Source organism: Paenirhodobacter huangdaonensis (assembly GCF_004022465.1).
Taxonomy (GTDB): domain Bacteria; phylum Pseudomonadota; class Alphaproteobacteria; order Rhodobacterales; family Rhodobacteraceae; genus Rhodobacter; species Rhodobacter huangdaonensis.
This window is the reverse complement of the sequence record NZ_SAVA01000008.1, coordinates 122,483-148,818: the sequence shown is the minus strand read 5'-3', so window position 1 is coordinate 148,818 and position 26,336 is coordinate 122,483. Positions and strand designations below refer to the sequence as shown.

Annotated in this window: 29 protein-coding genes; 13 read left to right on the top strand and 16 right to left on the bottom strand. The window is 68.3% G+C overall.

Annotated elements, in window-relative coordinates; translation table 11 throughout:
• Window positions 1-767: 767 nt before the first annotated feature.
• Window positions 768-1,037, top strand: a complete 270-nt coding sequence (locus tag EOW66_RS14260) for a DUF982 domain-containing protein (protein WP_113899006.1) — start codon at window positions 768-770, stop codon at window positions 1,035-1,037.
• Between the two features lie 63 nt (window positions 1,038-1,100).
• A complete protein-coding gene (locus EOW66_RS14255) occupies window positions 1,101-1,814 on the top strand; it encodes a lysophospholipid acyltransferase family protein (RefSeq protein ID WP_128156985.1) in 714 nt (237 codons plus the stop codon).
• Between the two features lie 111 nt (window positions 1,815-1,925).
• Here EOW66_RS14255 and EOW66_RS14250 read toward each other — a convergent pair whose 3' ends face one another.
• Complete coding sequence (locus tag EOW66_RS14250; RefSeq protein WP_239017594.1) at window positions 1,926-2,501, bottom strand: exonuclease domain-containing protein; 576 nt, start codon at window positions 2,499-2,501, stop codon at window positions 1,926-1,928.
• Between the two features lie 247 nt (window positions 2,502-2,748).
• Between EOW66_RS14250 and EOW66_RS14245 the strand changes: the two genes are divergently transcribed.
• On the top strand, window positions 2,749-4,029 hold the full coding sequence (locus EOW66_RS14245) for a solute carrier family 23 protein (RefSeq protein ID WP_128156984.1): 1,281 nt from the start codon (window positions 2,749-2,751) through the stop codon (window positions 4,027-4,029).
• A 56-nt stretch (window positions 4,030-4,085) separates the two neighbouring features.
• Here EOW66_RS14245 and EOW66_RS14240 read toward each other — a convergent pair whose 3' ends face one another.
• The 3 genes from EOW66_RS14240 to EOW66_RS14230 all read right to left on the bottom strand — a co-directional run bounded on the left by EOW66_RS14240 (window position 4,086) and on the right by EOW66_RS14230 (window position 6,797).
• Window positions 4,086-5,423 carry an 8-oxoguanine deaminase gene (locus EOW66_RS14240; protein ID WP_128156983.1) on the bottom strand — a complete coding sequence of 446 codons (1,338 nt, stop codon included), beginning with the start codon at window positions 5,421-5,423 and terminating at the stop codon, window positions 4,086-4,088.
• A gap of 106 nt (window positions 5,424-5,529) precedes the next feature.
• Window positions 5,530-6,351, bottom strand: a complete 822-nt coding sequence (locus EOW66_RS14235) for an inositol monophosphatase family protein (RefSeq protein ID WP_128156982.1) — start codon at window positions 6,349-6,351, stop codon at window positions 5,530-5,532.
• Between the two features lie 77 nt (window positions 6,352-6,428).
• Complete coding sequence (locus EOW66_RS14230) at window positions 6,429-6,797, bottom strand: helix-turn-helix domain-containing protein (protein WP_128156981.1); 369 nt, start codon at window positions 6,795-6,797, stop codon at window positions 6,429-6,431.
• 363 nt (window positions 6,798-7,160) lie between these two features.
• Here EOW66_RS14230 and EOW66_RS14225 point away from each other — a divergent pair, with 363 nt between their 5' ends.
• Window positions 7,161-8,153 carry an NADPH:quinone oxidoreductase family protein gene (locus EOW66_RS14225; protein WP_128157055.1) on the top strand — a complete coding sequence of 331 codons (993 nt, stop codon included), beginning with the start codon at window positions 7,161-7,163 and terminating at the stop codon, window positions 8,151-8,153.
• Here EOW66_RS14225 and EOW66_RS20415 read toward each other — a convergent pair.
• Window positions 8,120-8,992: a LysR family transcriptional regulator gene (locus EOW66_RS20415; RefSeq protein ID WP_164881135.1), complete on the bottom strand. Its 873-nt coding sequence runs from the start codon at window positions 8,990-8,992 to the stop codon at window positions 8,120-8,122. The two genes, EOW66_RS14225 and EOW66_RS20415, sit on opposite strands and share 34 nt — an antisense overlap.
• A gap of 111 nt (window positions 8,993-9,103) precedes the next feature.
• On the opposite strand from EOW66_RS20415, the gene EOW66_RS14215 reads away from it, so the two are divergent.
• Complete coding sequence (locus tag EOW66_RS14215) at window positions 9,104-9,325, top strand: DUF1127 domain-containing protein (RefSeq protein ID WP_128156980.1); 222 nt, start codon at window positions 9,104-9,106, stop codon at window positions 9,323-9,325.
• A gap of 137 nt (window positions 9,326-9,462) precedes the next feature.
• Window positions 9,463-10,182 carry a Bax inhibitor-1/YccA family protein gene (locus EOW66_RS14210; RefSeq protein WP_128156979.1) on the top strand — a complete coding sequence of 240 codons (720 nt, stop codon included), beginning with the start codon at window positions 9,463-9,465 and terminating at the stop codon, window positions 10,180-10,182.
• Window positions 10,183-10,265: 83 nt separating this feature from the next.
• Here EOW66_RS14210 and EOW66_RS14205 read toward each other — a convergent pair whose 3' ends face one another.
• Entirely contained in the window at window positions 10,266-11,252 is a 987-nt protein-coding gene (locus tag EOW66_RS14205) for a type I glyceraldehyde-3-phosphate dehydrogenase (protein ID WP_128156978.1), read from the bottom strand.
• Between the two features lie 196 nt (window positions 11,253-11,448).
• Window positions 11,449-13,485: an NADH:flavin oxidoreductase gene (locus tag EOW66_RS14200; RefSeq protein WP_128156977.1), complete on the bottom strand. Its 2,037-nt coding sequence runs from the start codon at window positions 13,483-13,485 to the stop codon at window positions 11,449-11,451.
• A gap of 119 nt (window positions 13,486-13,604) precedes the next feature.
• Here EOW66_RS14200 and EOW66_RS14195 point away from each other — a divergent pair, with 119 nt between their 5' ends.
• Both EOW66_RS14195 and pth read left to right on the top strand, forming a co-directional pair.
• Window positions 13,605-14,228, top strand: a complete 624-nt coding sequence (locus tag EOW66_RS14195; RefSeq protein WP_128156976.1) for a TetR/AcrR family transcriptional regulator — start codon at window positions 13,605-13,607, stop codon at window positions 14,226-14,228.
• 68 nt (window positions 14,229-14,296) lie between these two features.
• Window positions 14,297-15,025, top strand: a complete 729-nt coding sequence (pth, locus tag EOW66_RS14190; RefSeq protein WP_128156975.1) for an aminoacyl-tRNA hydrolase — start codon at window positions 14,297-14,299, stop codon at window positions 15,023-15,025.
• A gap of 6 nt (window positions 15,026-15,031) precedes the next feature.
• Here pth and EOW66_RS14185 read toward each other — a convergent pair whose 3' ends face one another.
• From EOW66_RS14185 to EOW66_RS14175, 3 genes are read right to left on the bottom strand one after another with little or no spacing between them, the layout of a single operon-like run.
• Window positions 15,032-15,460, bottom strand: a complete 429-nt coding sequence (locus EOW66_RS14185) for a VOC family protein (protein WP_128156974.1) — start codon at window positions 15,458-15,460, stop codon at window positions 15,032-15,034.
• Window positions 15,461-15,510: 50 nt separating this feature from the next.
• Window positions 15,511-16,944 carry a hypothetical protein gene (locus EOW66_RS14180; RefSeq protein WP_128156973.1) on the bottom strand — a complete coding sequence of 478 codons (1,434 nt, stop codon included), beginning with the start codon at window positions 16,942-16,944 and terminating at the stop codon, window positions 15,511-15,513.
• A 5-nt stretch (window positions 16,945-16,949) separates the two neighbouring features.
• On the bottom strand, window positions 16,950-17,951 hold the full coding sequence (locus EOW66_RS14175; RefSeq protein WP_128156972.1) for a thymidylate synthase: 1,002 nt from the start codon (window positions 17,949-17,951) through the stop codon (window positions 16,950-16,952).
• Window positions 17,952-18,154: 203 nt separating this feature from the next.
• Here EOW66_RS14175 and thyX point away from each other — a divergent pair, with 203 nt between their 5' ends.
• Genes thyX through EOW66_RS14160 form a run of 3 tightly spaced genes read left to right on the top strand, consistent with a single transcriptional unit; the run spans window position 18,155 to window position 20,542 of the window.
• Entirely contained in the window at window positions 18,155-19,069 is a 915-nt protein-coding gene (gene thyX / locus EOW66_RS14170; RefSeq protein ID WP_128156971.1) for an FAD-dependent thymidylate synthase, read from the top strand.
• Entirely contained in the window at window positions 19,066-20,109 is a 1,044-nt protein-coding gene (locus EOW66_RS14165) for a type I restriction endonuclease (protein WP_128156970.1), read from the top strand. Before thyX ends, EOW66_RS14165 begins: the two co-directional genes overlap by 4 nt.
• Before the next feature lie 4 nt (window positions 20,110-20,113).
• A complete protein-coding gene (locus tag EOW66_RS14160) occupies window positions 20,114-20,542 on the top strand; it encodes a DUF1810 domain-containing protein (protein ID WP_128156969.1) in 429 nt (142 codons plus the stop codon).
• Here EOW66_RS14160 and EOW66_RS14155 read toward each other — a convergent pair.
• Window positions 20,517-21,350 carry an alpha/beta fold hydrolase gene (locus EOW66_RS14155; RefSeq protein WP_128156968.1) on the bottom strand — a complete coding sequence of 278 codons (834 nt, stop codon included), beginning with the start codon at window positions 21,348-21,350 and terminating at the stop codon, window positions 20,517-20,519. The two genes, EOW66_RS14160 and EOW66_RS14155, sit on opposite strands and share 26 nt — an antisense overlap.
• Before the next feature lie 60 nt (window positions 21,351-21,410).
• Between EOW66_RS14155 and EOW66_RS14150 the strand changes: the two genes are divergently transcribed.
• On the top strand, window positions 21,411-22,013 hold the full coding sequence (locus EOW66_RS14150; RefSeq protein WP_128156967.1) for a hypothetical protein: 603 nt from the start codon (window positions 21,411-21,413) through the stop codon (window positions 22,011-22,013).
• A gap of 52 nt (window positions 22,014-22,065) precedes the next feature.
• Here the strand turns inward: EOW66_RS14150 and EOW66_RS14145 are convergent, their stop codons facing one another.
• Genes EOW66_RS14145 through fabA form a run of 3 tightly spaced genes read right to left on the bottom strand, consistent with a single transcriptional unit; the run spans window position 22,066 to window position 24,634 of the window.
• Entirely contained in the window at window positions 22,066-22,854 is a 789-nt protein-coding gene (locus EOW66_RS14145) for an enoyl-ACP reductase FabI (protein ID WP_128156966.1), read from the bottom strand.
• Window positions 22,855-22,870: 16 nt separating this feature from the next.
• Window positions 22,871-24,100 carry a beta-ketoacyl-ACP synthase I gene (fabB, locus tag EOW66_RS14140; protein WP_128156965.1) on the bottom strand — a complete coding sequence of 410 codons (1,230 nt, stop codon included), beginning with the start codon at window positions 24,098-24,100 and terminating at the stop codon, window positions 22,871-22,873.
• 24 nt (window positions 24,101-24,124) lie between these two features.
• Entirely contained in the window at window positions 24,125-24,634 is a 510-nt protein-coding gene (gene fabA / locus EOW66_RS14135; RefSeq protein WP_113898982.1) for a bifunctional 3-hydroxydecanoyl-ACP dehydratase/trans-2-decenoyl-ACP isomerase, read from the bottom strand.
• A gap of 172 nt (window positions 24,635-24,806) precedes the next feature.
• Here fabA and irrA point away from each other — a divergent pair, with 172 nt between their 5' ends.
• A complete protein-coding gene (gene irrA, locus EOW66_RS14130; protein WP_128156964.1) occupies window positions 24,807-25,235 on the top strand; it encodes an iron response transcriptional regulator IrrA in 429 nt (142 codons plus the stop codon).
• Window positions 25,236-25,241: 6 nt separating this feature from the next.
• On the opposite strand, the gene EOW66_RS14125 is transcribed toward irrA, so the two are convergent.
• Both EOW66_RS14125 and efp read right to left on the bottom strand, forming a co-directional pair.
• Window positions 25,242-25,694 (bottom strand): GNAT family N-acetyltransferase, encoded by a 453-nt coding sequence (locus EOW66_RS14125; protein WP_128156963.1) that lies wholly within the window; start codon window positions 25,692-25,694, stop codon window positions 25,242-25,244.
• A 65-nt stretch (window positions 25,695-25,759) separates the two neighbouring features.
• A complete protein-coding gene (gene efp / locus EOW66_RS14120) occupies window positions 25,760-26,329 on the bottom strand; it encodes an elongation factor P (protein ID WP_128156962.1) in 570 nt (189 codons plus the stop codon).
• Window positions 26,330-26,336 lie beyond the last annotated feature (7 nt).

The window sequence follows — 26,336 nt, the reverse complement described above, 5'->3', positions numbered from 1 at the left end:
CGATCAGGCCTTCGGCCTGCAGGCCCGTTCCGTCAATTCGGCGAGGCATCGCTCCGGCATCCCGGTCGGCGCCCCGCGGCGCCCGCCGGGGCTTGCGCCCCGCCGCGAGATGAACACTGCAGTCCCTTATGATATGGGGGGAACGCCCCCGATTGCGAGCCCCGGTTCCGAAGAACGGCGCGAAACCGGCCGACGCGGCCGCAAAGGCGGCCCCGGCACGGCGGCAGGCCGCCTTTGCGGTGAAAATAATCTCCTTTCGGCGGAATGGCTTGCATCGGGACGCGCGGAAAAGTGCTTTATTTTCTCGCAATCCGGAGGCCGAGCCCCTATGTAGCGTCTGCATCTCTTCTACTCGGACCCTGTTCCTTCCGGCTCAGCTTCGATCTTGAGCTTTGCCTGGCCGCTGCACTCTGCGGGCGGCACATTGGAAAGGACCTCACGATGGCCAAGGATGGCAGCGTGAAACGGGTCGCGCGGACCGGGCTTGACGGCCTCGCCGGACCCGGCGACCACGGAAGGGAGAGCCTCCCCCATGCCCCGGCGTGCCGGCGAACGGAGCTTGCCGTGCCAAACCGCGGCCGGACCGCGATGCCCGGCGCCGAGCCTGCCCGCAACGGCCGGAACTGTGTCAGGAGCCCTGCGCTCGCCTGACCCCGTGCCAAACAGATCAACCTGGCGCCATCGGCCATCGGCCGAAAGCGCCTCCCGGTGAACGGGAGCCCTCGCCAAGGCCGGGCCCCTCACTTTTTCCCTGAAAGACAAAGAACTTGATAGAAATCTACTGGGGTGAACCCCTCTCTCTCGTCGTCTCGCCGCAAGGCGATGTACAGAAATTCAGCACGATCGAGCAGGCACAGTACTGGCTGCGCAAGAAATGGCCTGTGGCCGACGATGCCCGCCATCGCGCCCTGCTCCGGCTTGAGGCCGCCATGGACTGCATGGGCTCGGTCGGAGAGGCACGCCACGCCTTCCTGTCCGCCGCGCGGACCGCCGGCTTCGTGCCGCAGGACCAGTCACATCGACCGCTTGCCGCCTGAAAGCGCCCCGCCGGGGGCAGAAGAACCGACCACAGGCACATCCCTCATTGCGCGAGGCCGAGGATGCTGATCGTCCGATCGAGACTGTTCGACGTGCTTTTCGGGATTTGGACATTGCTCCAAAGCCCGTTCATCCCGGCGCTTGCGCTGCTGCAGCGTCCCGGGCTGACCCGCGCCGCCATCCGGTTCTGGACCGGCGGCGTCCTCGGCCTGTCGCACCGGATCCTCGGGTTGCGCCTGCAGGAGGAGGGGATCGAGAACAAGCACCTCGACGCCCCCTGCATCTATGTCTGCAACCACCAGTCCACCTGGGAGACCCTCGCGTTCAACCAGCTGGTGCCCGATATCTGCATCGTCGCCAAGCAGGAGTTGCGCAAGATTCCGGTGTTCGGCTGGTTCCTCGGCCATGCGCCGATGATCCTGATCGACCGCAGCGGCGGTGGCCGGGCGATGGCCGCGATGATCTCGGAAGCGCGGCGCGAGGTGGCGCGCGGCCGCTCGATCCTGATCTTTCCCGAAGGCACCCGCGTCGGCATCGACGAGCAGCGCAAGTTCCAGCCCGGGCTGATCGCGCTCTATCGCAAGCTCGATCTGCCGGTGGTTCCGGTGGTGCACAATGCCGGCCGGTTCTGGGGCAAGGGCACGAAGACCGGCGGCACGATCACCGTCTCCTATTTTCCGCCGATCCCCGCGGGCCTGCCCGCGGCCGAGGTGATGGCGCAGGTCGAGGCGCTGCTCAACACCGAAAAGGCGCGCCTCGCCCGCTCCGAGGCCTGACCGCCGCGCCCTGAACCCCGCCCCGGCAGCCCGGCGCGGGGCAAGCCCCCGGCCCCACCGGCCGCGGATGCCTGCGGGAATGCCCCCCCCTCGTGACTGCCCCGCCCGATCTCAGCGCCGGCCAGGGCCAAGCAGCGCCTCGAAGCCGAGCCCGGTGCGGCGCTCGGCATGCAGCACCACCTCGGCCGCGGCGCGCGCATCCTCGCCCGCGTCGTGATGCTCGAAGCGCAGGTCGAGCTGTTCCTTCAGATGGCCGAGGCCATGGCCGCCATTGCCGATGAACTCGGGCCAGGCGCGGCGCGCGATGCGCACGCTGTCGCCCCAGCGCCAGGCGGGTGCCGCGCGCCCGGTCACGCCATAGGCGCCCTCGATCGCGCGGCGGTCGAAACTGCTGTGCTGGATGATGAGGTGGCGCGACAGCAGCGGCTCGAGCGGCGCGATGGCGCGGGCGAAGTCGGGCGCGCCCTGCACCTGCTCGGGGCCGATGCCGTGCAGCCGCACGTTGAACGACGAAAAGCGCACCTGCGGATCGACAAGGGTGACCCAGCTTTCGATGCCGCCATCCGCGCGCACGCAGGCGATGCCGATCTGGCAGATGCTGGCGGTCTCCGAACAGGCGGTCTCGACATCGAGCGCGACGAAGCGGAAGGCGCCTTCGGGCACCCGCATCAGGCCCGCGGCGCTCATGCCGCGCCCCCGCATCGCGATTGCCGCCCGTCCTGCCTGTTCTGGTCCCGCATCGCCCGCCCCTTGCCTGAATTCGCCCGCAAGATAGGCCGCCCGCACCGACCGGCGCAACGCCGATCCCCCCGCGCAGGCCCCGCGAGGGCCCATTCGTCGCAGCCGGTGACGGGGCGGAAGCGCCATCGGGGCTGGCGCAGCCGCATGCCGCGGCAGTATGGCGGGGCAACGCAACACAGACCCCGAGGAATCAATGTCCTATTTCCCGACATGGCGCCCCGCGACGGGCAATGTGGTGATGCCGGACGAACGGCTGCCGGCTGCCGCCTCGCTCACCATGGGCGTCCAGCACCTGCTGGCGATGTCCGGCTCGACCATCGTCGCGCCGATCCTGATGGGCTTCGACCCGAACGTGGCAGTGTTCTTCTCCGGCATCGGCACGCTTTTGTTCTTCATCCTCACCGCCGGCCGGGTGCCGAGCTATCTCGGCTCCTCCTTCGCCTTCATCGCGGTGGTGCTGGCGGTGACCGCGCAGCCCGGCGCGACGATCGCCACCGCGCTTGGCGGCATCGTCGCCTGCGGCGCGATCTATGCGCTGATCGGGCTCATCGTGATGGCCGTCGGCGCCGGCTGGGTCGAGAAGCTGATGCCGCCGGTCGTCACCGGCACCATCGGCATGGCGATCGGGCTCAACCTCGCGCCGGTCGCGGTGAGCCAGCTCAACGCCTTCGGCACGCCCACCGCCGGGCACCTGACCATCGCCCTGCTCACCGTGCTGTGCATGGCGCTGATCTCGAGCTATGGCCCGCGCGCCACCCGCCGGGTCTCGGTGCTGCTCGCGCTCGCCTTCGGCTATGCGCTGGTGCTGGTGCTCGGCAACGGCTTCGGCTTCGTGCCGGGGATCGACTTCGCCAAGGTCGGCGAAGCCGCCTGGTTCGGCCTGCCGAAATTCGTGTCGCCCGAGTTCCACTGGTCGGCGGTGACCCTGATCGCCCCGGTGGCGATCGTGCTGGTGGCCGAGAACCTCGGCCATATCAAGGCGCTCGGTGCAATCACCGGGCAGAACATGGACCGCTTCATCGGCCGCGGCTTCGTCGCCGACGGGCTGGCGACGATGGTCGCGGGCTCGGGCGGCGGCACCGGTGTCACCACCTATGCCGAGAATATCGGCGTGATGGCGATGACCAAGGTCTATTCGACCCTCGTCTTCGTGGTCGCGGCGCTGGTCGCGATCCTGCTCGGCCTGTCGCCGAAGTTCGGCGCGCTCCTGCAGACGATCCCGGCGCCGGTGCTCGCCGGTCTCTCGGTCTCGGTCTTCGGGCTGATCGCCTCGGCGATGGCGCGGATCTGGATCGAGGCGAAGGTCGATTTCTCCGATCCGCGCAACCTCTTCACCGCAGGCGTTGCGCTGATCTTCGGTGGCGGCGACTTCACCCTGCGGATCGGCGAGTTCGCCCTTGGCGGCATCGGCACCTCGACGCTCGCTGCGCTGATCCTCTATCAGCTCCTTGGCTTCGGCCGTTCGAAGGCCTGAGCCCCGAGACATGACATGAACGGCCCCTGCCTGGCAGGGGCCGTTTTGCGTTTGTCTCAGCCCGCCAGCGCGCGGGCAAGCCGGGTCTGCGCCTCGATCACCCGCGGCAGGTCGAGGGTGGTCAGCCGGCCGTCACGCACCACCTGCCGGCCCTCGACGAAGAGGTGCTTCACCCGCGACGGCCCGGCCAGAAGCAGCGCCGCAACCGGGTCCCAGGCGCCGGCCGCCTCGAGCCCCGAGACATCCCAGACCGCGATATCGGCGCGCTTCCCGGGCGCCAGGCTGCCGCAATCGTGCCGGCCCAGCACCTGCGCGCCGCCCAGCGTCGCAATCTCCAGCGCCTCGCGCGCCGACATCGCATCGGCGCCGTTCTGCACGCGTTGCAAAAGCATCGCCTGCCGCGCCTCGGCGATCAGGTTGCCGGCGTCGTTGCTGGCCGATCCGTCGACGCCAAGCGCCACCCGCACGCCCGCATCGCGCATCGCCCGCACCGGCGCGATGCCCGAGCCGAGCCGGCAGTTCGAACAGGGACAATGCGCGACGCCGGTGCGGCTGCGGGCGAACAGGTCGATCTCGGCCGTATCGAGCTTGACGCAATGTGCGTGCCAGACGTCATCGCCGGTCCAGCCCAGATCCTCGGCATATTGCCCGGGCCGGCAGCCGAACTGCGCCAGCGAATAGGCGATGTCCTCGTCATTCTCGGCCAGATGGGTGTGCAGCATCACCCCCTTGTCCCGCGCCAGCAGCGCCGCGTCGCGCATCAGCCCGCGCGAGACCGAGAACGGCGAGCACGGCGCCACGCCCACCCGCACCATCGCCCCCGGGCGCGGGTCGTGGAAGGCGTCGATGACGCGGATGCAGTCGTTCAGGATCGCCTCCTCGCGTTCGACCAGACTGTCGGGCGGCAACCCGCCCGCGCTCTCGCCGATCGACATCGCGCCGCGTGTCGGGTGAAAGCGCAGCCCGATCTCGCCCGCCGCGGCGATCGTGTCCTCAAGCCGCGCGCCGTTCGGAAACAGATAGAGGTGGTCCGAGGTCAGGGTGCAGCCGCTCAGCGCGAGCTCGGCCAGCCCGGTCAGCGCCGAGACCCGGATCTCTTCGGGCCCCATCTTCGCCCAGATCGGATAGAGCGTGGTCAGCCAGCCGAAGAGCAGCGCATCCTGCCCGCCCGGCACCGCCCGCGTCAGGCTCTGGTAGAGGTGGTGATGGGTGTTGACGAGACCGGGCGTCACCACGCAGCCGCGTGCCGAAACCACCTCGCCCGCGCTGCCGATCCCCTCGCCCACCGCGGCGATGACGCCGCCGCGGACCAGCACATCGGCGCCCTTCAGCTCGCGCCGCGCGCCGTCCATGGTGACGACGACCTCGGCGCCGCGGATCACGATCTCACGCATGCTCCCTCCCCCTTCCAATTGCCTCAAATATCCTCGGGGGGTGAATTTCGCGCAAGCGAAAGAGGGGGCGGAAGGCCCCCTCGCCCGGCCCCGGCCGGCGGCCCGCTCAGGCGTTGAGCACCGCCATCGCGGCGGCGTGGATCTCGGGGTTTGCAGCGGCCAGAACCCGGCCGCCGCGCCAGGCGGGGCCGCCCTGCCAGTCGGTGACGACACCGCCCGCGGCCTCGATCACCGCGATCGGCGCGCCGACGTCATAGGGCTGCAGGCCGGCCTCGACGACGAGGTCGATCTGCCCCGCCGCGATCAGCGCATAGGCATAGCAGTCCATGCCGTAGCGGGTCAGCTTCACCTCGCGCGCGAGCCGGGCGAAGGCCGCGCCCTCCTCGGCGGTGCCGACTTCGGGGAAGGTCGAGAACAGGATCGCGTCAGAAAGCGGGCGCGGAGAGCGCACGGCGAGCGGCGCGCGCCCCATCGGGCCGGTCACCTGCGCCGCGCCGAACCCGCCGACGAAGCGCTCGCCGATATAGGGCTGGTCGATCACCCCCAGCAGCGGCTGGCCCGGGCCCTCGGCGGTTTCCTCGGAGAGCGCAACCAGCACCCCCCAGGTCGGCGTGCCCGACATGTAGCCGCGGGTGCCGTCGATCGGATCGAGCACCCAGGTCAGCCCGCTTTCGCCGCGGATCACGCCATATTCCTCGCCATAGATGCCATCCTGCGGCCGCCGCGCGGCCAGGATCTCGCGCATCGCCTGCTCGGCGGCACGGTCGGCCACCGTCACCGGATCGAAGCGCGCGGCTTCCTTGGTCTCGGCGGCCAGCCCGCCCGCGGTGCGGAAATGGCGCAGACTCTCGCGCCGGGCGGCATCGGCGAGCGCCTCGGCGGTGGCGATCAGCTCGGCAGTTTCGGTGGACGACAGTTGCGGCGACATGGCACCCCTCCAAATGACAAGGGGAGCGGTAAACGCCCCCCTGCATCGGGTCAACCCCGCGGTTCCGCCGGCGGCTTTCAGGCCGCGTCGGAAAGCACCTTGGCCAGTTCGAACAGGCGGCGACGCTGCGCCTCGGGAATGGCATAATAGGAGCGCACCAGCGCAAGCGCCTCCTTGTCGGCCATCAGATCGGTCGCCGGAGCGGCGGCGCCGGCCTGCGAGGCCTCGCCCGCGAGCCCTTCGAAGAAGAAGGAGACCGGCACCTCGAGCGCGTCGGCGATGTCCCAAAGGCGGGAGGCCGACACCCGGTTCATGCCGGTTTCGTATTTCTGAATCTGCTGAAATTTAATGCCGACCTTGTCGGCCAGCTGCTGCTGGGTCATGCCGATCATCCAACGACGATGGCGGATGCGCTTGCCCACGTGGACATCAACCGGGTGTGTCATTTAATCGTCCTCAAGCCACTCTATTTGCTCTGGATACCACGGCTCAGAGCGGGGAATCCGGCGCAAAACCGCAAACCTATCCAAAAAGACAGGTGTCTGCGGCCCCCTCCGCCGGGCCGACTTGTCCTTTTGGTCAGGTTCAAAGAAATCAGCCCAAAGGCGCAGCGTAGAAATTGATTTCCCGCTCAGCGTGTTTTGCAATTTGCAATGCAATTTGCAATTTTCCCAGAGGAATCGTCCCAGCCTGCAACAGGTTTGATTCGCCCCGGACAAATGGCGGACTGGTTCAGCCTGCCCCGCCCCGCTATCCTGCGGCCGATTTCGACCGGCCTGTCCGGCCCGGCCAAGCGACCCGAGGAGACGATGCGCGCCATCCTGCTGAGCGAGACCAAGACCGCCCCGACCCTGACCGAGCTGCCCCTGCCCGCCCCGGGTCCGGGCGAGCTTGCCGTCGCGATCGCCGCCTGCGGGCTCAACTTCGCCGACCTGCTGATGATCGAGGGGAAATATCAAGACACCCCCGCCTGCCCCTTCGTGATGGGGATGGAGCTTGCCGGCACCGTCACCGCGGCAGGGCCGGGCACGACGATCGCGCCGGGCACCCGCGTTGCGGTGTTCTCGGGCCAGGGCGGGCTGGCCGAGGCGGGGGTCTTCGCCGAGGCGCGCTGCACCCCCCTGCCCGCGGCGATGAGCTTCGAGGAGGCCGCCGCCTTCCAGATCGCCTATGGCACCTCGCATGTGGCGCTTTCCACCCGCGCCCGGCTCGCACCCGGCGAGACCCTCGTGGTGCTGGGCGCGGCGGGCGGCGTCGGGCTGACCGCGGTCGAGATCGGCAAGCGGATGGGGGCGCGGGTGATCGCCCTTGCCCGCGGGCCCGAAAAGCTCGCGGTGGCGCAGGCGGCGGGGGCCGATGTGCTGATCGACAGCGAGACGGCCGATCTCAAGGCGGCGCTGAAGGCCGCGGGCGGGGCGGATGTCGTCTATGACGCGCTTGGCGGGGCCGTGGGCGAAGCGGGCTTTGCCGCGCTGAAGCCGGGCGGGCGCTTCCTGGTGATCGGCTTTGCCGCGGGCGCGCCGCCGATGCTGAAGCTGAACCATGCGCTGGTGAAGAACCTCGAGATCCACGGCCTCTACTGGGGCGGCTATCTCGCGCTCGATCCCCGGGTGCTGACCGCGTCGATGGCCGCGCTGTTTCGCTGGTTCGCCGAGGGCGGGCTGACGCCGCATATCTCGGCCCGCTTCCCGCTCGAGCAAACCGCCGAGGCGCTCGAGATGCTGCGCACCCGGCGCTCGACCGGCAAGGTGGTGGTGCTGACCGCGCCTCAGGCGGCGGCAGAGGCCGCGGCGGGCCGGTAGGCCCGGACGATCTCGGCGCGCAGGGCATCGGCGATCGCGCCCCGCACGCGGCCGCCGTCATAAAGGCAGATGCAGGAGCGGCCGAGATCGGGCAGGCCTGCATCGGGGCCAAGCTCCATGCAGCCGGGCGGGTAATAGCCTTCGAGCCGCACCGAAACCCCCAGCCCCGCGGCGACGGTCGCATCGACCACCTGCTCGCTGTCGCCCTCCATCGCGTTGCGCCAGGCGACGCCCGCCCCGTCGAGCGCGGCAATCGCGATCGGGCGGAAGGCGCAGATCTCGGCAAAGGCGATGCGCAGCGGGCGCTCGTGCTCGGCGCGCAGCCCCGGCGCGCCGAGCCAAACGAGGCGACGCTCGTCGAGCACCTCGCCCCCCGGCCCCGGCGCGGTTTCCGTGGTCAGGATCAGGTCGAGATCGCCCGCCTCGTGCCGCGCCCGCAGCTCGCGGCTGGCATGGGTGGTCAGGGTGATGCGCAGCCGCGGCGCCTGCACCGCCATCATCCGCAAGATCGCCGGGATCTGCGGCGCCACGATGTCGGGCGGCACGCCGAGGCGGATCTCCTCGATCTCCTCGGTCAGGCCGAGCGCCTCGAGCGCCTCGTCGTTCAGCGCCAGCATCCGGCGCGCATAGGTGACCAGACATTGCCCCTCGACGGTCGGCTCGAGCCGGCGGGCGCGGCGGCTGAACAGCGCCACGCCAAGCGCCTCCTCGAGCCGGCGGATCTGCATCGAGACCGCCGATTGCGTCAGGTTGAGCAGCGCAGCGGCGCGCGTCACCGAACCGGCCTCGGTGACGACCAGCACGGCGCGCAGCGCGGCAAGGTCAAGGTTGCGGGCCATCATCACGATCCTTGATAGTAACCGAAACAATCTTTCGTTATACTGATGCATCCGTCAAGATGTATCACCCTTCGTGAAGATCAGCCCCCGAGTTCACGAAAGGAGACGGAAATGATCCGCGCCCTGCGCCTTTTCGCCCCACTGCGCCGCCCGCGCAGCCTGCTTGCCATGTTCTTCGCCTGGCAGAGCCTGCGCCGCAGCCGGCACGCGCTGACCTTTCTCGACCCGCGGCTGATGGCCGATGCCGGCATCGACCCGCGTGAGGCGATGCAGGAAGCCGAGCGCCCGTTCTGGGACGCGCCGCCGCACTGGTTCGACCGCCGCGGCTACTGAGGCCGCGCGCCGCACCGCATCGTGTTCGCGCGCTTGCATTTTCCGGCGCAAAGGCGCTTGAAATGGCCCGCCGCCCTTCCAATATCGGGGCGGAACGCGGCTTCAGGGGCCGCAAAGGGACATGCACGGAGGTATTCATGGCTGAGTTCGACACGATGCGCAGGGCCGCGGCCGGCCAGCGCTCCGCGCTCATCGACGAGGGGCTGCGCGCCCATATGAACAAGGTCTACGGGCTGATGTCGGTGGCGATGCTGATCACCGGCGCCGTCGCCTGGGGCGTGGGTTCGAACCCGCAGCTCGTCGCGGCGATCTTCGGCTCGGGGCTGAAATGGGTGGTGATGCTCGCCCCGCTCGCGGTGGTCTTCGCCTTCAGCGCGATGATCAACAAGATGAGCACCGCAACCGCGCAGCTGGTCTTTCTCGCCTATTCGGCGCTGATGGGCCTGTCGATCAGCTTCATCTTCGCCGCCTACACCGGGATCTCGGTCGCACAGACCTTCCTCGTCACCGCGATCTCCTTCGCCGGGCTGTCGCTTTACGGCTACACCACCAAGCGCAACCTGTCGGCGATGGGGTCGTTCCTGATGATGGGCCTGATCGGGCTGATCGTCGCTTCGCTGATCAACCTCTTCATCGCCTCCTCGGCGCTGAACTTCGCGATCTCGGTGATCGGCGTGCTGATCTTCGCGGGCCTCACCGCCTATGACACGCAGAACATCAAGAACACCTATCTGCAGCTCGCGGCCTCGGATCACGATTTCATCGGCAAGGCCGCGATCCTCGGCGCGCTGCAGCTCTACCTCGACTTCCTGAACCTGTTCATGTTCCTGCTGCAGTTCATGGGCGACCGCCGCTAACCGGCGCAGGACATCCAGACATGCGAAAGCCCCGCCATTGGCGGGGCTTTTGTTGCGGCGATGTCTGCAACAGCGACCGGCCGTCACGCCATCCGGCAGGTGACGTCGAGCATCCGGTTCGAGAAGCCCCATTCGTTGTCATACCAGCCGAAGACGCGCAGCATCCCGCCCGCGGTGAGCTTCGTCTCGGGGCAGGCCATGACCACGCTTTCGGGCCGGGCCCGCAAATCGGTGCTGACGAGCGGCAGGTCGGTCGCGCCGATCACCCCGCCCGCGGCGCGGAAGGCGGCGTTCACCGCCTCGATGGTCGCCGGCCGCTCGGTGACGAGCGCCAGATCGACCGCCGAGACCGAGGCCGTGGGCACCCGCACCGCCTGCGCGATGACGTGGCCGGCGAGATGCGGCAGCACCTCATCGACCAGCCGCCCGGCCGAGGTCGTCGTCGGCACCATCGACAGCGCCGCCGCGCGCGAACGGGCGAAGTCGCCCGCCGGCGCGTCGACGGTGGGCTGGCTGCCGGTGTAGCAATGCACCGTGGTCATCGAGCCGGTGACCACCCCCCAGTCGCGGTCGATCAGCCGCAGCAGCGGGGCAAGCGCATTGGTGGTGCAGCTCGCGTTCGAGACGATGCGCTGCGCGCCGAGCTTCTCCTCGTTCGCGCCCAGCACCACGGTCAGCTCGGCTGCCTTCGAGGGGCCAGAGATCAGCACCCGCCGCGCCCCGCCCGCAAGACCGCGACCGGCGATCTCGGCGGTGTCGGCACGGCCGGTGCATTCCATCACCACATCGACGCCCGCCAGATCAAGCCGGCTCAGATCGGCCTCGTGGTGCAGCGGGATCGCCACGCCGTCGATCACCAGCGCCGTCCCCTCGAGCCGCGCCTCGCCCGGCCAGGGGCCGAAGACCGAGTCCCAGGCAAAGAGATAGGCGCTGATCTCGGCCTTGGCGATGTCGTTGATGCCGACGATCTCGAGCCCGGACCAGCGCCCGCCGCGCTGCGCCCGCTCGCGCATCAGCGCCCGCAGCACCGAACGCCCGATCCGACCAAACCCGTTGATGAAAACCCGCATTTCCGCCCTCCGGTCCGTGTCAGGCCTGCTTACGCCTGCCACGGGCAGACCGGAAGGGCTGCGATTGCGACGGTTACAATCGCGCGGTCAATTGCGCTTGATTCCGATGTGGCCACGGCCCTTTTCGGCGACGAGGCGGCAGCCACGCCCGGGCGCAGGCGCCCACCGCGCCGTCGGAACGACACCCTGCCGGGGATCAGTTCGCCCGCAACAGGCGCAGCGCGTCGAGGATCGCGGCATGGGTGTTGCGCGCGGCCACCGCATCGCCGATGCGGAACAGCGCGAACGCGCCCGCGGGGTTGCGCCGCAGCGCCTGCGGCCGGCCCTCGAGCAGCGCCGCGGTATCGACCTCGCCCAGATTGCGCGACAACGGCTTCAGCGCGAAGTAAAGCTCGTCGAGCGGCAGGGTGCCGTGGTTCACCACCACCTGATCGACCAGCCGCTCAAGCTGCGCCGGGCCGTAATCCGAGCCGAGCATGGCGCGCAGCCGGTTGCCCTCGCGCCGCACCGCCGCCAGCCGCCAGGTGACGGTGAAGCGCGCGTCCGCCGCCTGCAGCGCCCGGACATAGGGGACGAGGTTCATCCCCATCACCTCGGGTGCAAAGCTGCGGTCGGGGGTGACGATCTCGACCCGCGCGCCGGCCTGCACCGCCGCCTGGGCCGCCATCAGCCCGGCGTGATCGCCCGCCGCATCGAAGACCAGAACCTCGGCCCCGGGCTTCACATCGCCCGCAAGGATGTCCCAGGCGGTGACGACCTCCGCCGCGCCCTCGGACAGCGCACCGGTGCCCGGCAGCCCGCCGGTGGCGACGATGACAAGGTCGGGCGCGGTCGCGAGCACGTCCTCGGCCTCGGCCCAGGTGTTGAACCGGAAGGTCACGCCGTGCCGCAGGCATTGCGCATGCCGCCAGTCGACGATGGCCAGCATCTCGCGCCGCCGCTCCTGCCGGGCGGTGAGGCGGATCTGCCCGCCGGGGGCGTCGGCGGCCTCGAGCACGGTCACCGCATGGCCGCGCTCGGCCGCGACGCGGGCGGCCTCGAGCCCGCCGGGCCCGGCACCGATCACCGTGACCCGGCGCGGGTCCGGGGCGCGCGGGATCGCATGCGGCAGCTCGCGCTCGCGCCCGCTCGAGGGGTTGTGCAGGCACAGCGCCATGCCGCCCTGATAGATCCGGTCGAGGCAATAGTTCGCGCCGACGCAGGGGCGGATCTCCTCCTCCCGCCCCGCCACCAGCTTCGCCACCAGATGCGGGTCGGCGATATGGGCGCGGGTCATGCCGACCATGTCGAGCTTGCCCGAGGCGATGGCATGGCGCGCTGTCGCCACGTCGGGGATGCGCGCGGCATGGAAGGTGGGCAGGCCCGAGGCGGCGCGGATCTCGCCCGCAAAGTCGAGATGCGGCGCCGAGGCCATGCCCTGCACCGGGATCACGTCGGTCAGCCCCGGGTCGGTGTCGATATGGCCGCGGATCACGTTCAGGAAATCGACCATGCCGCTGTCCGACAACCGCCGGGTGATCTCGAGCCCCTCGGCCCGGCCGATGCCGCCCGGCAGCCGCTCGTCCGCGACGAAGCGCAGCCCGACGATGAATTTTTCGCCCACCCGGCGGCGGATCGCCGAGAGCACCTCGAAGGAAAAGCGCATCCGGTTCTCGAGCGAGCCGCCCCAGGGCGCGTCAAGCTCGTTCGTGAGCGGCGACCAGAACTGATCGAGCAGATGGCCATAGGCCTCGAGCTCGATCCCGTCGAGCCCCGCCGCCTGCATCCGCTCGGCGGCATCGGCGTAATCGGCAATGATCCGGGCAATGTCCCAGTCCTCGGCGCGTTTCGGCGCGGCGCGGTGCGCGGGCTCGATCGCGGCCCCCGGGGCGACAGTCGGCAGCCAGTCGCCGCGGTCCCAGCGGGTGCGCCGGCCGAGATGGGTGAGCTGGATCATCACCGCGGCGCCGGCGTCGTGGCACTCCTCGGTCAGCGCCCGCATCCAGCCCACGACCTCGTCCTTCCAGGCGAGCACATTGCCGAAGGCGGGCGGGCTGTCGCGCGAGACCGAGGCCGAGCCCGCGGTCATGGTCAACGCCACCCCGGCCCGGGCGCGTTCGACATGATAGGCGCGGTAGCGCTCCTTCGGCATGCCGTCCTCGGTATAGGCGGGCTCGTGGCTGGTGATGAGAATGCGGTTGCGCAGGGTGAGGTGCTTGAGCTGGAACGGCTGCAGCAGCGGATCGGTCGACATCGGGGCCTCCGGGTGGGGTGACAGGGGCAGGAGGGCAGGACTGTTCACATGTGTCAAGATTCGCGTTCACCAGTGAACGCATTCTTGTCGCGCGCGGCGCGATCGCCTAGGATGCGGGCATGACGGATGACAGCGAAAGCACGGCGCGCGGCTCGCGCGAGGGTTGGCTCGCGGCGGCCTATGCGGCGCTGATCGAGGGCGGCATCGACGCGGTGAAGATCCAGCCGCTCGCGCGCGGGCTCGGCCTTGCGCGCACCAGCTTCTACTGGTTCTTCGACAGCCGCGAGGCGCTGCTGGCGGCGCTCGCCGAGCGGTGGGAGGCGACCACCAGCCGGCCGCTGATCGCGGCAAGCCGCGACTATGCCGAGACCGAGACCGAGGCGATGCTGACCCTGATCGGCTGCTTCCTGCGCCCCGCGACCTTCGACGCGCGGCTCGAATTCGCGGTGCGGGGCTGGGCGCTGGCCGATCCGGCGATGATGGCGCGGCTGCGCGCCGCCGATGCCGAGCGGCTGGCGGCGCTTGGCGCGATGCTCGCCCGCTGGGGCCATGCGCCGCAGGATGCCGACGTCCGCGCCCGCACCATCTACCTGGTGCAGATCGGCTATATCTCGATGCAGGTCGCCGAAGACCTCGAGACCCGCCTTGCCCGCATCCCGAACTATGTCGAGATCTACACCGGCCGCCCGCCCGAGCCGCGCGAGATCGCCCGCTTTCGCGCCCGCTTCGGCACGCCCGCCTGAGGCCCCGTCCCTGCCGGGGCTGGAACGCGGCCCCCGACCGGGCTAGAAGGCGCGAAAGGAGAACGCGCATGAAGCTTTGGGTCGGGCTCGGCAATCCGGGCGAGAAATACGCCGGCAACCGGCACAACATCGGCTTCATGGCCGTCGACCGGATCGCCGCGGACCACGGCTTCGGGCCCTGGCGCAAGGGCTATCACGGCCAGGTCAGCGAGGGGCGTTTCGGCTCGACCCGGGTGATCTTGCTGAAGCCCGAGACCTACATGAACGACTCGGGCCGCTCGGTGCGGGCGGCGGCGGATTTCTACAAGATCCCGCTCGAGGAGATCACCGTCTTCCACGACGAGCTCGACCTTGCCCCCGGCAAGTGCCGGCTCAAGCATGGCGGCGGGCATGCCGGGCACAACGGGCTGCGCTCGATTCACGCCCATCTGGGCGAGGCCTATGGCCGGGTGCGGCTTGGCATCGGCCATCCGGGCGACAAGGCGCGGGTGGCGAATTACGTGCTGGCCGACTTTGCCAAGGCGGAACAGACGTGGCTCGATGACCTGCTTCGCGGGATCTCGGACGGGGCGCCGGCGCTGGCCGCAGGCGACGAGAGCCGCTTCCTGAACGCGGTGTCGCTGCGCACCGCGCCGCCGCGCAGCTCGGCCGGCACGAAGGCCCCGGGCGCGCAGGCAGCGAAACCCGACACCGCCGCGCCCAAGGTCAAAACCGCCGCTGCCCCCGCGCCCATGGCGGCGCCCGGAGAAGCCCCCCGCACGCCGCTTGAAAAGCTGGCCGACCGCTTCAAGCGGTAAGCCGGATCACCAGGTCCCGGTGTTGGGCATGCTGAGCCAAGGCTCGGCCGGCGCCTTCGCCGCGCCGATCTGCAACAGCTCGATCGAGATGTTGTCGGGCGAGCGCACGAAGGCCATGTGGCCATCGCGCGGCGGACGGTTGATCGTCACCCCGGCCGCCTGCAGCTTTTCGCACATCGCATAGATGTCCTCGACGCCATAGGCGAGATGGCCGAAATGGCGGCTGTCGGACGGCAGGCCGCTGTCGCCGTCCCAGTTCCAGGTCAGTTCGACCGGGCAGTCCTCCTGCCCCTCGGGGGCCATGAAGACCAGCGTGAAGCGGCCGGCCTCGTTGTCGATCCGGCGGACTTCCTTCAGGCCGAGAAGCTCGAAGAAGGCCATGCTCTTTTCCAGGTCGAGCACCCGGACCATGGTGTGCAGATAACGGATTTTCATGTCTCACCTCCTGTCGCGCCGAAGCTAAGGCGCGGCGCCCGCCTGTCCAGTCAGAATGCCGAGCGCCAGCCAAGTGCCACCGACACCTCGCTGCGGGTGAAGCGGCTGACGTTGCTCGTCACCTCAAGCGCCTGCAGCTTCAGCTCGGGGGTGAAGGCGGCATAGCCGATCTTCGGCGACCACAGGCCCAGCTCGGCCCAGGCCATGTCATCCTGCCGCCCGCCCGCCGGCCGCATCCCGGCGATCGAATAGTCGGGATAGACCGTCGTCGCGAGCCCGGCGCCGAGGCTCAGATGCACCGGGCCGAGGGTCCAGCCCGGCTCGTAGCTGACCGAGCCCGACACCGCCCAGGACCGGGCCATCGCGCTCGAACTGTCAAGCTCGCTCGCCGAGACCCCGAAGCCGAGCGTGCCGCCGGCGAGCCCCCGGCTCATGCCGAAATTGAGCGCGCGCAGGAAATCGTCGCGCGGCGCATCCACCCACTCCCGCCGCTCGAACGAGGCCCCGAAGCTCAGCAGGGTGCTTCGCCCCAGGCTGCGCATCAGGTCTGCGCGCAACTGCCCGTAGTCGTAATTCGGCCGTCCGCCCTGCCAGGACCGGCCGAACTCAACCTGACCGCGGCCGGTCAGATCGGCCGAGAGACGCCGGGCATGAACCAGCATCATGCCAAGCGCCGCCGAGGAGAACTCGGAATTGCGGATCTCGACCGGATCGGGCGCGGGGGTTCCCGGCAGATAGGGCGGCACCATCTGCGGCCGCCCGGCAAGCTCGACCGCGCGGGCATAGGCCACGGCGCCAAGGCGGGTTTCACTCGCCGCATCGCGCGCAAGACGATAGCTGACATCGGCGTTCAGCGTGGCGGCGACGCCGCGCAGCGCCATCGCATCGCCGCTGAGCCAGCCCACCGCATCGTAACCGTCGATGACATTGGTGCGCCCGTCGGCGCCGCCATTGACGTTGTCGGACGGCTTGATGCCGAAGCGCAGCCGCCCGTCCCACGGGTTGTCGGCGCGCAGATGACGAAAATCCTCGACCGCCACCGCGCGGTGTCTCGCGTCCGGCGCGTATTGGATGGTGTGACGCGCCCAGTATTGCGCCGCGAACCAGCGCCGATCGGCAAGCGCGACCTGCGCGGCAAGGCGCGCGGCCTCGTAATGCTGGCGCGCCGTGTCGGCGTTGCGAAAGCTCGCCCGCGCCGCTTGCCGTGCGGTCTCGGTATTGCCGGCGCGGAAGGTGATCTGACCGACGATGAAATGCGCGAGCGGGTTCTTCGGATCGCGCAGCAACAGCACTTCGGCCAGCTGCAGCGCCTCGGCCGTGCGTCCCGCCGCGGCCAGCTGCGAGGCGGCGACCTCGAGCTGCGGGATCGTCGCCTGATCGAGCGGAACCCGGACCTGCGGTGCCTGCGCCGCAGCGCTCGCGGCAAGAACCGCGGCAAACAGCCCGGCCAGAAGGCCGGGCCGCAGAATCGCACGCCGGACCATCGCGATCAGCGCGGCGCGGTCTGCGAGCAGACACCACCCGGATCGTTCGGACCGCCGCAACGCGACAGCACGAAGACGCCATGTTCCTGCTCGTTGGCAACGTCACGGATGACCTCGGTCAGGTGCACGAGGCCGGCGACCGAATTCGCCCCGCGCCCGCCGAAAGCGCCGCCATAGGCCCCCACCGGGTTCTTGTCGGGATCTTCCGCGCTGCCTTCGAAGGTGCCGTTCGAGGAAATGTCGGTCGCCACCAAGATCACATTGGTCAGCGTGGTGTTGGTGTCGACAACCATCCGGTTGTAGATCGAGCCGTTGACGCTGTTGTCGGCGAAGTTCGCATTCAGGAAGATGTTGCCCGACACCCGCGCCGACTGCGACGGCAGCAGCGAGCTGTCGGTGCCCGGCTCGGTCGGGAGCAGCACGCTGCTCGAAGACTCCTGCGAGATGCCGCCGTTCAGCAGCCCGGCGTAGTTCCCCGCATAGGACACCTGTCCCGCCCCCGGGCCGGTGCCGATCTCGGGTTTCTCGAAGGCGCCGTTGCGGGTATAGACGCCGCCGGCGAAATACTTGTTGAACTGGCCGCCGTCGGCCACCGTCGTCGCGGAAACCGAGCCATCCGCCGATTGCGCCGACAGCGCGATGAACAGCCGGTCGAGCGCGTCCTCCTGGATCGAATAGGCCTCGTAGCCCTGGACATCGAGCCCCGCGGTGCGGCGGTACTGCACCGTCGCCGGGGTCGAGTCGAGCGAGGCGATCTGCACGCTCAGGGTCTGGGCGGCCGGATCATAGGCGATGGCGTTCACGTTGACGCGCAGGTCGCCGGGAATCACCGAGGCGGAAGAAATCGAGCCGTTGACCGGCGTGCCGCCGGTGCCGTCGCCGCTGCCCGTCCCGGAATCCGTCCCCGTTCCGCCGTCCGTTCCACCGTCCGCCGGTCCGACCACCGCCGCCCCACCACATGCCGAAATCATCAGGACCGCCGCAAGCGGCAAAACGAACTTGAACATTATGGAATCTTTCTATGAGCCTGCCTCGCCGGGCAGGGTGCCGAAGCAGCCCCGGAAAGTCAATTCAGCCACACGTTTTCGCGAGCCGCGGAGCCGCGTCGTGACCCGGCAACGACACCTGCGACGACCGCCGCATCATGTCGCGGTTCCGCGCGCCCGCCCCGCCAGATATAGTGCGACCCGAATCTATCCCGGAGGACCCCATGCCGCTCACCCCCGAACAGGAAGCCGAGATCGCCGCACAGCGCGCCACCGCCTCCCCCACCCTGCGCGCCACCGCCCCGGGGATGGAGGCGCATCTCTACACCGCGCATCCGGTGCTCGACCACGGTCTGGTGCGGGTGATCGACTACATGGGCGATGACGCGGCGATCTGCCAGGCGGCGCGCGTGAGTTACGGCCGCGGCACCAAGGCGGTCAGCGACGACCGCGGCCTGATCCGCTATCTGATGCGGCACTGGCACTCGACGCCGTTCGAGATGTGCGAGGTCAAGTTCCACGTCAAGCTGCCGGTCTTCGTCGCCCGGCAATGGATCCGCCACCGCACCGCCAACGTGAACGAATATTCGGCGCGCTATTCGATCCTCGACCGCGAGTTCTACATCCCCGCGCCCGAGAACCTTGCCGCGCAGTCCACCGTGAACAACCAGGGCCGCGGTCAGGTGCTGGAAGGGGCCGAGGCCGCGCGCGTGCTCGACCTGCTGCGCGAGGACGCGATGCGCAGCTATGACCATTACGAGGACATGCTGACGCCCGACGCCGAGGCCGGCAAGCTGGGCCTTGCGCGCGAACTTGCGCGGATGAACCTGCCCGCGAACATCTACACGCAGTGGTACTGGAAGATCGACCTGCACAACCTCTTCCACTTCCTGCGCCTGCGCGCCGACACCCATGCGCAATACGAGATCCGGGTCTATGCCGAGACCATGTGCGCGATCGTCAAGGACTGGGTCCCCGCCGCCTACGAGGCCTTCGAGGATTACCGTCTGGGCGGGGTGAGCCTGTCGGGCAAGGCGGTCGAGGTGCTGAAAAGAAGGCTTGCCGGAGAGGCCGTGACGCAGGAGACTTCCGGCATGAGCAAGGGCGAATGGCGGGAATTCATAGGGATTTGGGGATGAACGGAATTGATGTTGCGTTAAAAGGACTTTCAGAGCGTATCCGCCAACATGCGGCGACCATCATAACCGAAGAAGCGGTGAAGACCTCGATCGTCTTGCCGTTTCTTCAGTCCCTCGGATACGATGTTTTCAATCCGGCAGAAGTCATTCCGGAATTCACCGCCGATGCCGTCGGCAAGAAAGGTGAAAAGGTTGACTACGCCATTCGGCTGAACAATGAGGTTCGCGTTCTCGTCGAATGCAAACCTCTCGACGCCAAGCTGGAGCGAAAGCATCTGGCGCAGCTTTTCCGCTACTTCACCGTTACCAACGCCCGCTTCGCGATCCTTACGAACGGCCAACTGTATGAATTTTATACAGATCTTGATGAACCCAACAAGCTCGACAACAAGCCGTTCTTCACCTTCGACCTTCTTGATCTGAACTCAAGCTCGGTAACCGAGCTTCGCAAATTTGAGAAAACGACCTTCGATGTGGACAAGATCCTGCTCAATGCAGGCCGTCTGAAATATGTCTCGAGCGTCAAACGATTTCTCAGCGCTCAGTTTGAGGAGCCCTCGCAGGAGCTACTCAAACTCATTGCCTCGGAAGTCTATGACGGGCGGATCACGGCTCAGGTGCGGGACGCCATTGGCGCCGCGACCAAGATTGCCTTCCGCGAAATCGTGCGCGAAGCGGTTCAGGCGAAACTCTCCTCCGCCCTGGAAACAACCCAGCACATTGAACACCCGGATGAAGAAGCGCCGGCCGAGGACATCGTCACCACTCAGGATGAAGTTGAGGGGATGCTGACGATCCGGGCCATTGTCCGGGATGTTATCGCTGCCGAACGTGTCGGGCTCAGGGACGCAAAAACCTATTGTGCCGTGCTGGTCGACAATAACAATCGCAAGCCCCTTGCAAGACTGCATTTCAATCGCAAGCAATGGTACCTGAGCCTTTTCGATACCGACGAAGAAGAGAGGATCGCGATCGGATCGCTGACCGAAATCTACCAGTATGCCGAGCGACTGCGGACCCGCGCGAAGCAGCTCAGTTGAGCCCATGCCCGACCGCTTCCACGCCCCGCAATCCCGTGACCTGCCGATCGCCCTGCACGAACTCCGCGCGGGGCGCAAGCTCACGCACTGGATCTGGTGGATCTTCCCGCAGCTCGCCGCGCTCGGCCGCTCGTCGCGGGCCATCGAATACGGGCTGCGCGATCTCGCCGAGGCGCGCGCCTATCTCGCCGATCCCACCCTGCGCGCGAACCTGATCGCGGCGGCCGAGGCGGTGCTCACCCACCCCGACACGCCGATCGACACCATCATGGGCCCCGTCGACGCGCTGAAGCTGCGCTCCTGCGCCACGCTCTTCGAGGCGGCCTCCGAGGGGCGCGAGCCGGTCTTCGCGCGCCTCCTCGACACCTTCTATGCCGGTGAGCGCTGCCCGCTCACCCGCGCCGCGATCACAGCCGCGCCGCCCAGTCCCTGAGCACCGCGACCGCCTCGGGCTCGTCGAGGAAGGGGATGTGGGCGCGGCCCGGCACCTCGGCAAACAGCATGTCGGGGCGGCGGCGGCGCATCTCGGCCGCAGCACCCGCGCCCAGCAGGTCGGAATTCGCGCCGCGGATCAGCGCGAGCGGCAACCCCTCGCAGGCGTCGAACAGCGGCCAGGCCTCGGGCACGCTGCCATCGGCCGGGAAGGCCGAGACGAAGGCCTCGCGCAGCGCCGGGTCATAGTTGATCTTCACCCCCTCGGGCGTCTCGAGGTAATGGCGTTCGACCTCCTCGCGCCAGCGGCTTGCGGGCACACCCTCGAACCCCGCCATCACCGAAGGCAGTTTCGCCGCCAGCTCGTCGAAGGTCTGCGCCACCGGGTTGCGGCCGATATAGGCGAAGATCTTCATCAGCCCGTCCTTTTCCAGCGCCGGGCCGACGTCGTTCAGGCACAGCCCGGTGACGCGGGGCTTGGCGACGGCGGCCAGATACATGCCGATAAGCCCGCCGCGCGAGGTGCCGAGGATCGCCGCCGAGGCCAGCCCGAGATGGTCGAGCAGCGCCAGCGCATCCGCCCCCTCGCGCGGCACGGTATAGGTGGCGGCACCGGTCCAGTCGCTGGCGCCGCGGCCGCGGTAATCCATCCGGATCACCCGGCAGCCCGCCAGCGCCGGCAGCGCATAGTCGAAGTCGCGCCCGGTGCGGGTGAGCCCCGCCAGCGCCAGCACCGCCGGCCCCTCGCCCGCGTCGCGATAGCCGATCCGCGCCCCGTCATCTGCGGTAAAGAATTGAACTTCGGTCATGTTTTCCCTCTTGGCACCGGCCCCTGCCCCGCTACCTTAGCGGCAAAGAAGGAGAAGACCATGCCCGAGACGCTGGAAAAGATGCAGGCGCGCCTCGCGGAGCTCGAGGCACAGATCGAGGAGGAGTGGGAGCGGCGGCGCGACCGGCTCGGCTATCACCTCGAGCGCGGGCGGGTGGTCTTTGGCGAGGGGGTGCGCGAGGCGCATCGGCACGCCCGGGTCAACCTGTGGCTGTTCCTGCGCCGCACCCGGCCGCTGGTCGTGCTGACCGCGCCGCTGATCTACGCCGTGGTGGTCCCCTTCGCGCTGCTTGATCTGTTCGTCACGGTCTATCAGGCGGTCTGCTTTCCGGTTTACGGCATCCAGAAGGTGCGCCGGCGCGACCATGTGGTGATCGACCGCCATCACCTTGCCTATCTGAACGGCATCCAGAAGCTGAACTGCATGTATTGCAGCTATGGCAACGGCGTCATCTCCTATGTCCGCGAGGTGGCGGCGCGGACCGAGAAATACTGGTGCCCGATCAAGCACGCGCGGCGGATGAAGGGCGCGCATGTCTATTACGGCGAGTTCTGCGATTTCGGCGATGCCGAGGCGTTCCAGAAGGAAACGCCGCGGCTGCGGCACGAGCTGCGCAAGGCCGACCCGCCGGCGAAGGACTGACGGCAGCAAAAAGGGCCCCCGAAGGGGCCCCCGCATCGCGCGCCTTCCGGCCTCAGAGGTTTTCCGGCTGCGGCATGCCAAGCACGTGATAGCCGCAATCGACCATCACGATATCGCCGGTCGAGCAGGCGCCATAGTCCGAGCACAGCCAGACCGCGGTGCCGCCCACGGCTTCAAGCGTCGCGTTCTGCCGCAGCGGGCTGTTCGCCTCGGTGTGGCGGAAGGTCTTGCGCGCGCCGCCGATCGCGGCCCCGGCGAGGGTCTTCATCGGCCCGGGCGAGATCGCGTTCACCCGGATCCCCTGCGGGCCGAGGTCATTCGCGAGATAGCGCATCGAGGATTCGAGCGCGGCCTTCGCCACACCCATCACGTTGTAGAACGGCGTCACCCGGTTCGAGCCGCCATAGGTCAGCGTCACCAGCGACCCGCCCTCGGGCATCAGCTCGGCGGCGCGACGCGCCACGTCGATGAAGCTGAACACCGAGATGCACATCGAGTTCTTGAAGTTCTCGCGGCTGGTGTTGATGAACCGCCCGGCAAGCTCGTGCTTGTCGGAATAGGCGATGGCATGGACCAGAAAGTCGATCGTGCCCCATTCCTCCTTGAGCCGGGCGAAGGCGGCATCGAGGCTCGCATCATCGTTCACGTCGACATCGACGAGCAACGTCGAGCCGAGCGAGGCCGCCAGAGGCTCCACCCGCTTGCCGAAAGCCTCGCCCTGATAGGAGAAGGCAAGTTCCGCCCCCTCCGCCGCCAGCGCCGACGCGATGCCCCAGGCGATCGAGCGGTCGTTCGCGACCCCCATCACCAGGCCGCGCTTGCCCTTCATCAACTCCGCCATGTCCTGCCTGTCCCGTTCAGTCCCGATATTTGCTCATCACCAGAGTCGCATTGGTGCCGCCGAAGCCGAAGCTGTTCGACAGCGCCGAGTCGAACTCCACGTTCTCGCGCAGAGAGGTGGCAATCTCCTCGGGCCGGATCGCCGGGTCAAGCTGGGTGATGTTGGCCGAGGCGGCGATGAAGCCGCCCTGCATCATCAGCAGGCAATAGATCGCCTCGTGCACGCCGGTCGCGCCCAGGCTGTGGCCGGTGAGCGACTTGGTCGAGGAGACCGGCGGCACCGAGCCCTCGCCGAAGACGCGGCGCACCGCATCCATCTCGGTCACGTCGCCGGCGACCGTCGAGGTGCCATGCGCGTTGATATAGCTGACCTTACGGCCTTCGGGCAGGGTGTCGAGGGCAAGCCGCATCGAGCGCTCGCCGCCCTCGCCCGAGGGCGCAACCATGTCATAGCCGTCCGAGGTGGCGCCGTAACCGGTGAGCTCGGCATAGATCTTGGCGCCGCGCGCCTTCGCATGCTCGAGCTCCTCGAGCACCACGATGCCGCCGCCGCCCGCAATGACGAAGCCGTCGCGTGTCACGTCGAACGGCCGGCTCGCGGTCTCGGGCGTGTCGTTGTATTTCGAGCTCATCGCCCCCATCGCGTCGAACAGGCAGCTGAGCGTCCAGTGCAGCTCCTCGCCGCCGCCGGCAAAGACGATGTCCTGCTTGCCCATCTGGATCAGCTCGGCGCCATTGCCGATGCAATGCGCCGAGGTCGAGCAGGCCGAGGTGATCGAATAGTTCACGCCCTTGATCTTGTAGGGCGTGGCGAGGCAGGCCGAGGCGGTCGAGGACATGCAGCGCGTCACCATGAACGGCCCCATGCGCTTCGGCGCGCCCTTGGTGATGACGATCTGATGCGCCTCGAAGAAGTTCGAGGTCGAGGGCCCGCCCGAACCGACGATCAGCCCGGTGCGCGGGTTCGACACGTCGTCCGCCTCAAGCCCGGCATCGGCGATCGCCTGTTCCATCGACAGGAAGGCATAGGCGGCGCCCGGCCCCATGAAGCGCAGGTTGCGCTTGTCGATATGGTCCTCGAGCGTGATCTTCGGCTCGCCCTTGACCTGGCTGCGGAAGCCATGCTCGGCGTAATCGGGCGCGAAGACGATGCCCGAGCGGCCGGCCTTCAGGCTGGCAGTGACTTCGGCAGCGGAATTGCCGATCGGCGAGACGATGCCCAGACCGGTGATGACGACGCGGCGCATGGTGGCCTCCTCAGTGTTCGGGGGTCAGCTCTCGGAGAGCGCGACCTTCATGTCCTTGACGATGTAGATCACTTCGCCATCGGCCTCGACGATACCGTCGGCGACGCCCATGGTCAGCCGGCGGGTCTGCAGCGCCTTGGTGAAATCGACCTTGTAGGTCAGCATCTTGCGATCGGGGCGCACCATGCCGGTGAGCTTCACCTCGCCGACGCCAAGCGCATAGCCCCGCCCCTGCCAGCCGCGCCAGCCGAGGTTGAAGCCGGTCAGCTGCCACAGCCCGTCAAGGCCGAGACAGCCGGGCATGATCGGGTTGCCCGGGAAATGGCATTCGAAGAACCACAGATCCGGGGTGATGTCGAATTCGGCGACGACATGGCCCTTGCCATGCAACCCGCCATCGGCCGAGATCTCGGTGATGCGGTCCATCATCAGCATCGGCGGCGCCGGCAGCTGGGCATTGCCCGGCCCGAACAGCTCGCCGCGCGCGCATTTCAGCAGATCCTCTTTCCCGAAGCTCGTCGGAAAGCCAGCCATCGGCACGTGTCCCCCCAGTGGTTTGCCCCTTCCCTCTATCACCCGCGCAGGCGCACGTGCAAGGGCCGGCCCTGCCGCAGGTGCCCCCCGGTGCGGGCCGCAAGCCCCCGCCCGGCGCCGATTGCCCATTGAAAGCCTCGGCTTTCGTGCAATATAGATTGGCTCTGGAGACATGACCGTGACATCGATGCTTGCACATGAGCGAGGTCAGCGCTGGCTGACCGAGGGCGGGCTGCGCCCGACGCGGCAGCGGCTTTCGCTGGCGTCGCTGCTGGTGGGCGACGGCATGAACCGCCACGTCACCGCCGAAAGCCTCTATGCCTCGGCGCTCGAGGCGGGCGAGAGGGTGTCGCTCGCCACCGTCTACAACACGCTGCGCGCCTTTTGCGATGCCGGGATCATGCACGAGATCACCGTCGATGGCACCCGCAGCTATTTCGACACCCGGATCGACGATCACCCGCATTTCTTCTGGGAAGACGACAACCGCCTGTCGGATGCCTCGCCCGAGGAGCTGGAAATCGCGCATCTGCCCGAGCCCCCCGCCGGCACCGAGATCAGCCGCGTCGATGTGGTGATCCGCCTGCGCCGCAAGGGCTGAGCCCGCTCAGCCCCCGGGCGTCCAGGCATAATGCACCACCGGATGGCCGCGCTCCGGATGCCGCCCCTCTTGCGTCAGCACCAGCCCGGCCCGCTCATAGAACGCGCGCGCCGGGGCATTCTGCGCCCAGGTGTAGAGCGTGAACCCTCCGGGCATCCGCCGCTTTGCCAGATCAAGCAGCCGCCGGCCAAGGCCCTGTCCGATCCGGTCGGGCTGCACGAAGATCTCCTCGAGCACGCCGCGCGCGGGCGCAAGTGCCAGGAAGGCGACGACCTCGCCCGCCTCTTCGGCCACCGTCACCTCCGGCCAGAGCGTGCCGAGCGCGGCCTCGACCCGTTCGCGCAGAAACGAGGGCGAGGGCAGGTTCGGCGCCCCGCCGTGGCCCGCGCTTGCGTGCCAGATCCGGGCGATGGCAGCCCGGTCCGCGGCACCGGCCGGGCGTAGAAGGATCGTGTCCATGGAGGCCTCCGGAAACGGCAAAGGCGCCCCGAAGGGCGCCTTTCAAACTGGATCGGGACGAAGGATCAGTCCTTCGCGCGCTCGACGTAGGAGTTGTCGGTGGTGTTGATGATGATGCGGGTGCCGACGCCGATATGCGGGGGCACCATCACGCGGATGCCGCCGGTGCAGGTCGCGGGCTTGTAGGAGGACGAGGCGGTCTGCCCCTTCACCACCGGCTCGGTCTCCTCGACCTCGACGGTGACCTTCTGCGGCAGCTCGATCGACAGCGCCACGCCCTCGTGGGTCAGCATCCACACCCGGATGCCGTCGCGCAGGTGAACCTTGGCGTCGCCCACGACATCCTCGCTCACCGCGATCTGGTCGTAGGTTTCGGGGTTCATGAAGTGATAGCCTTCGCCGTCCTCGTAGAGGAAGTCATACTCGGCCTCGTCGACATGCGCCTTCTCGACGCTGTCCACGGTGCGCCAGCGCTCCGACACCTTCACGCCGTCCGAGATGCGGCGCATCTCGACCTGGGTGACCGAGTTGCCCTTGCCCGGGTGGACGTTTTCGGCGGTGAGAACGATGTAGAGGACACCGTCCATATCGAGGACGTTGCCCTTGCGGATCGAGGAGGCGATGACTTTGGCCATGATTGCG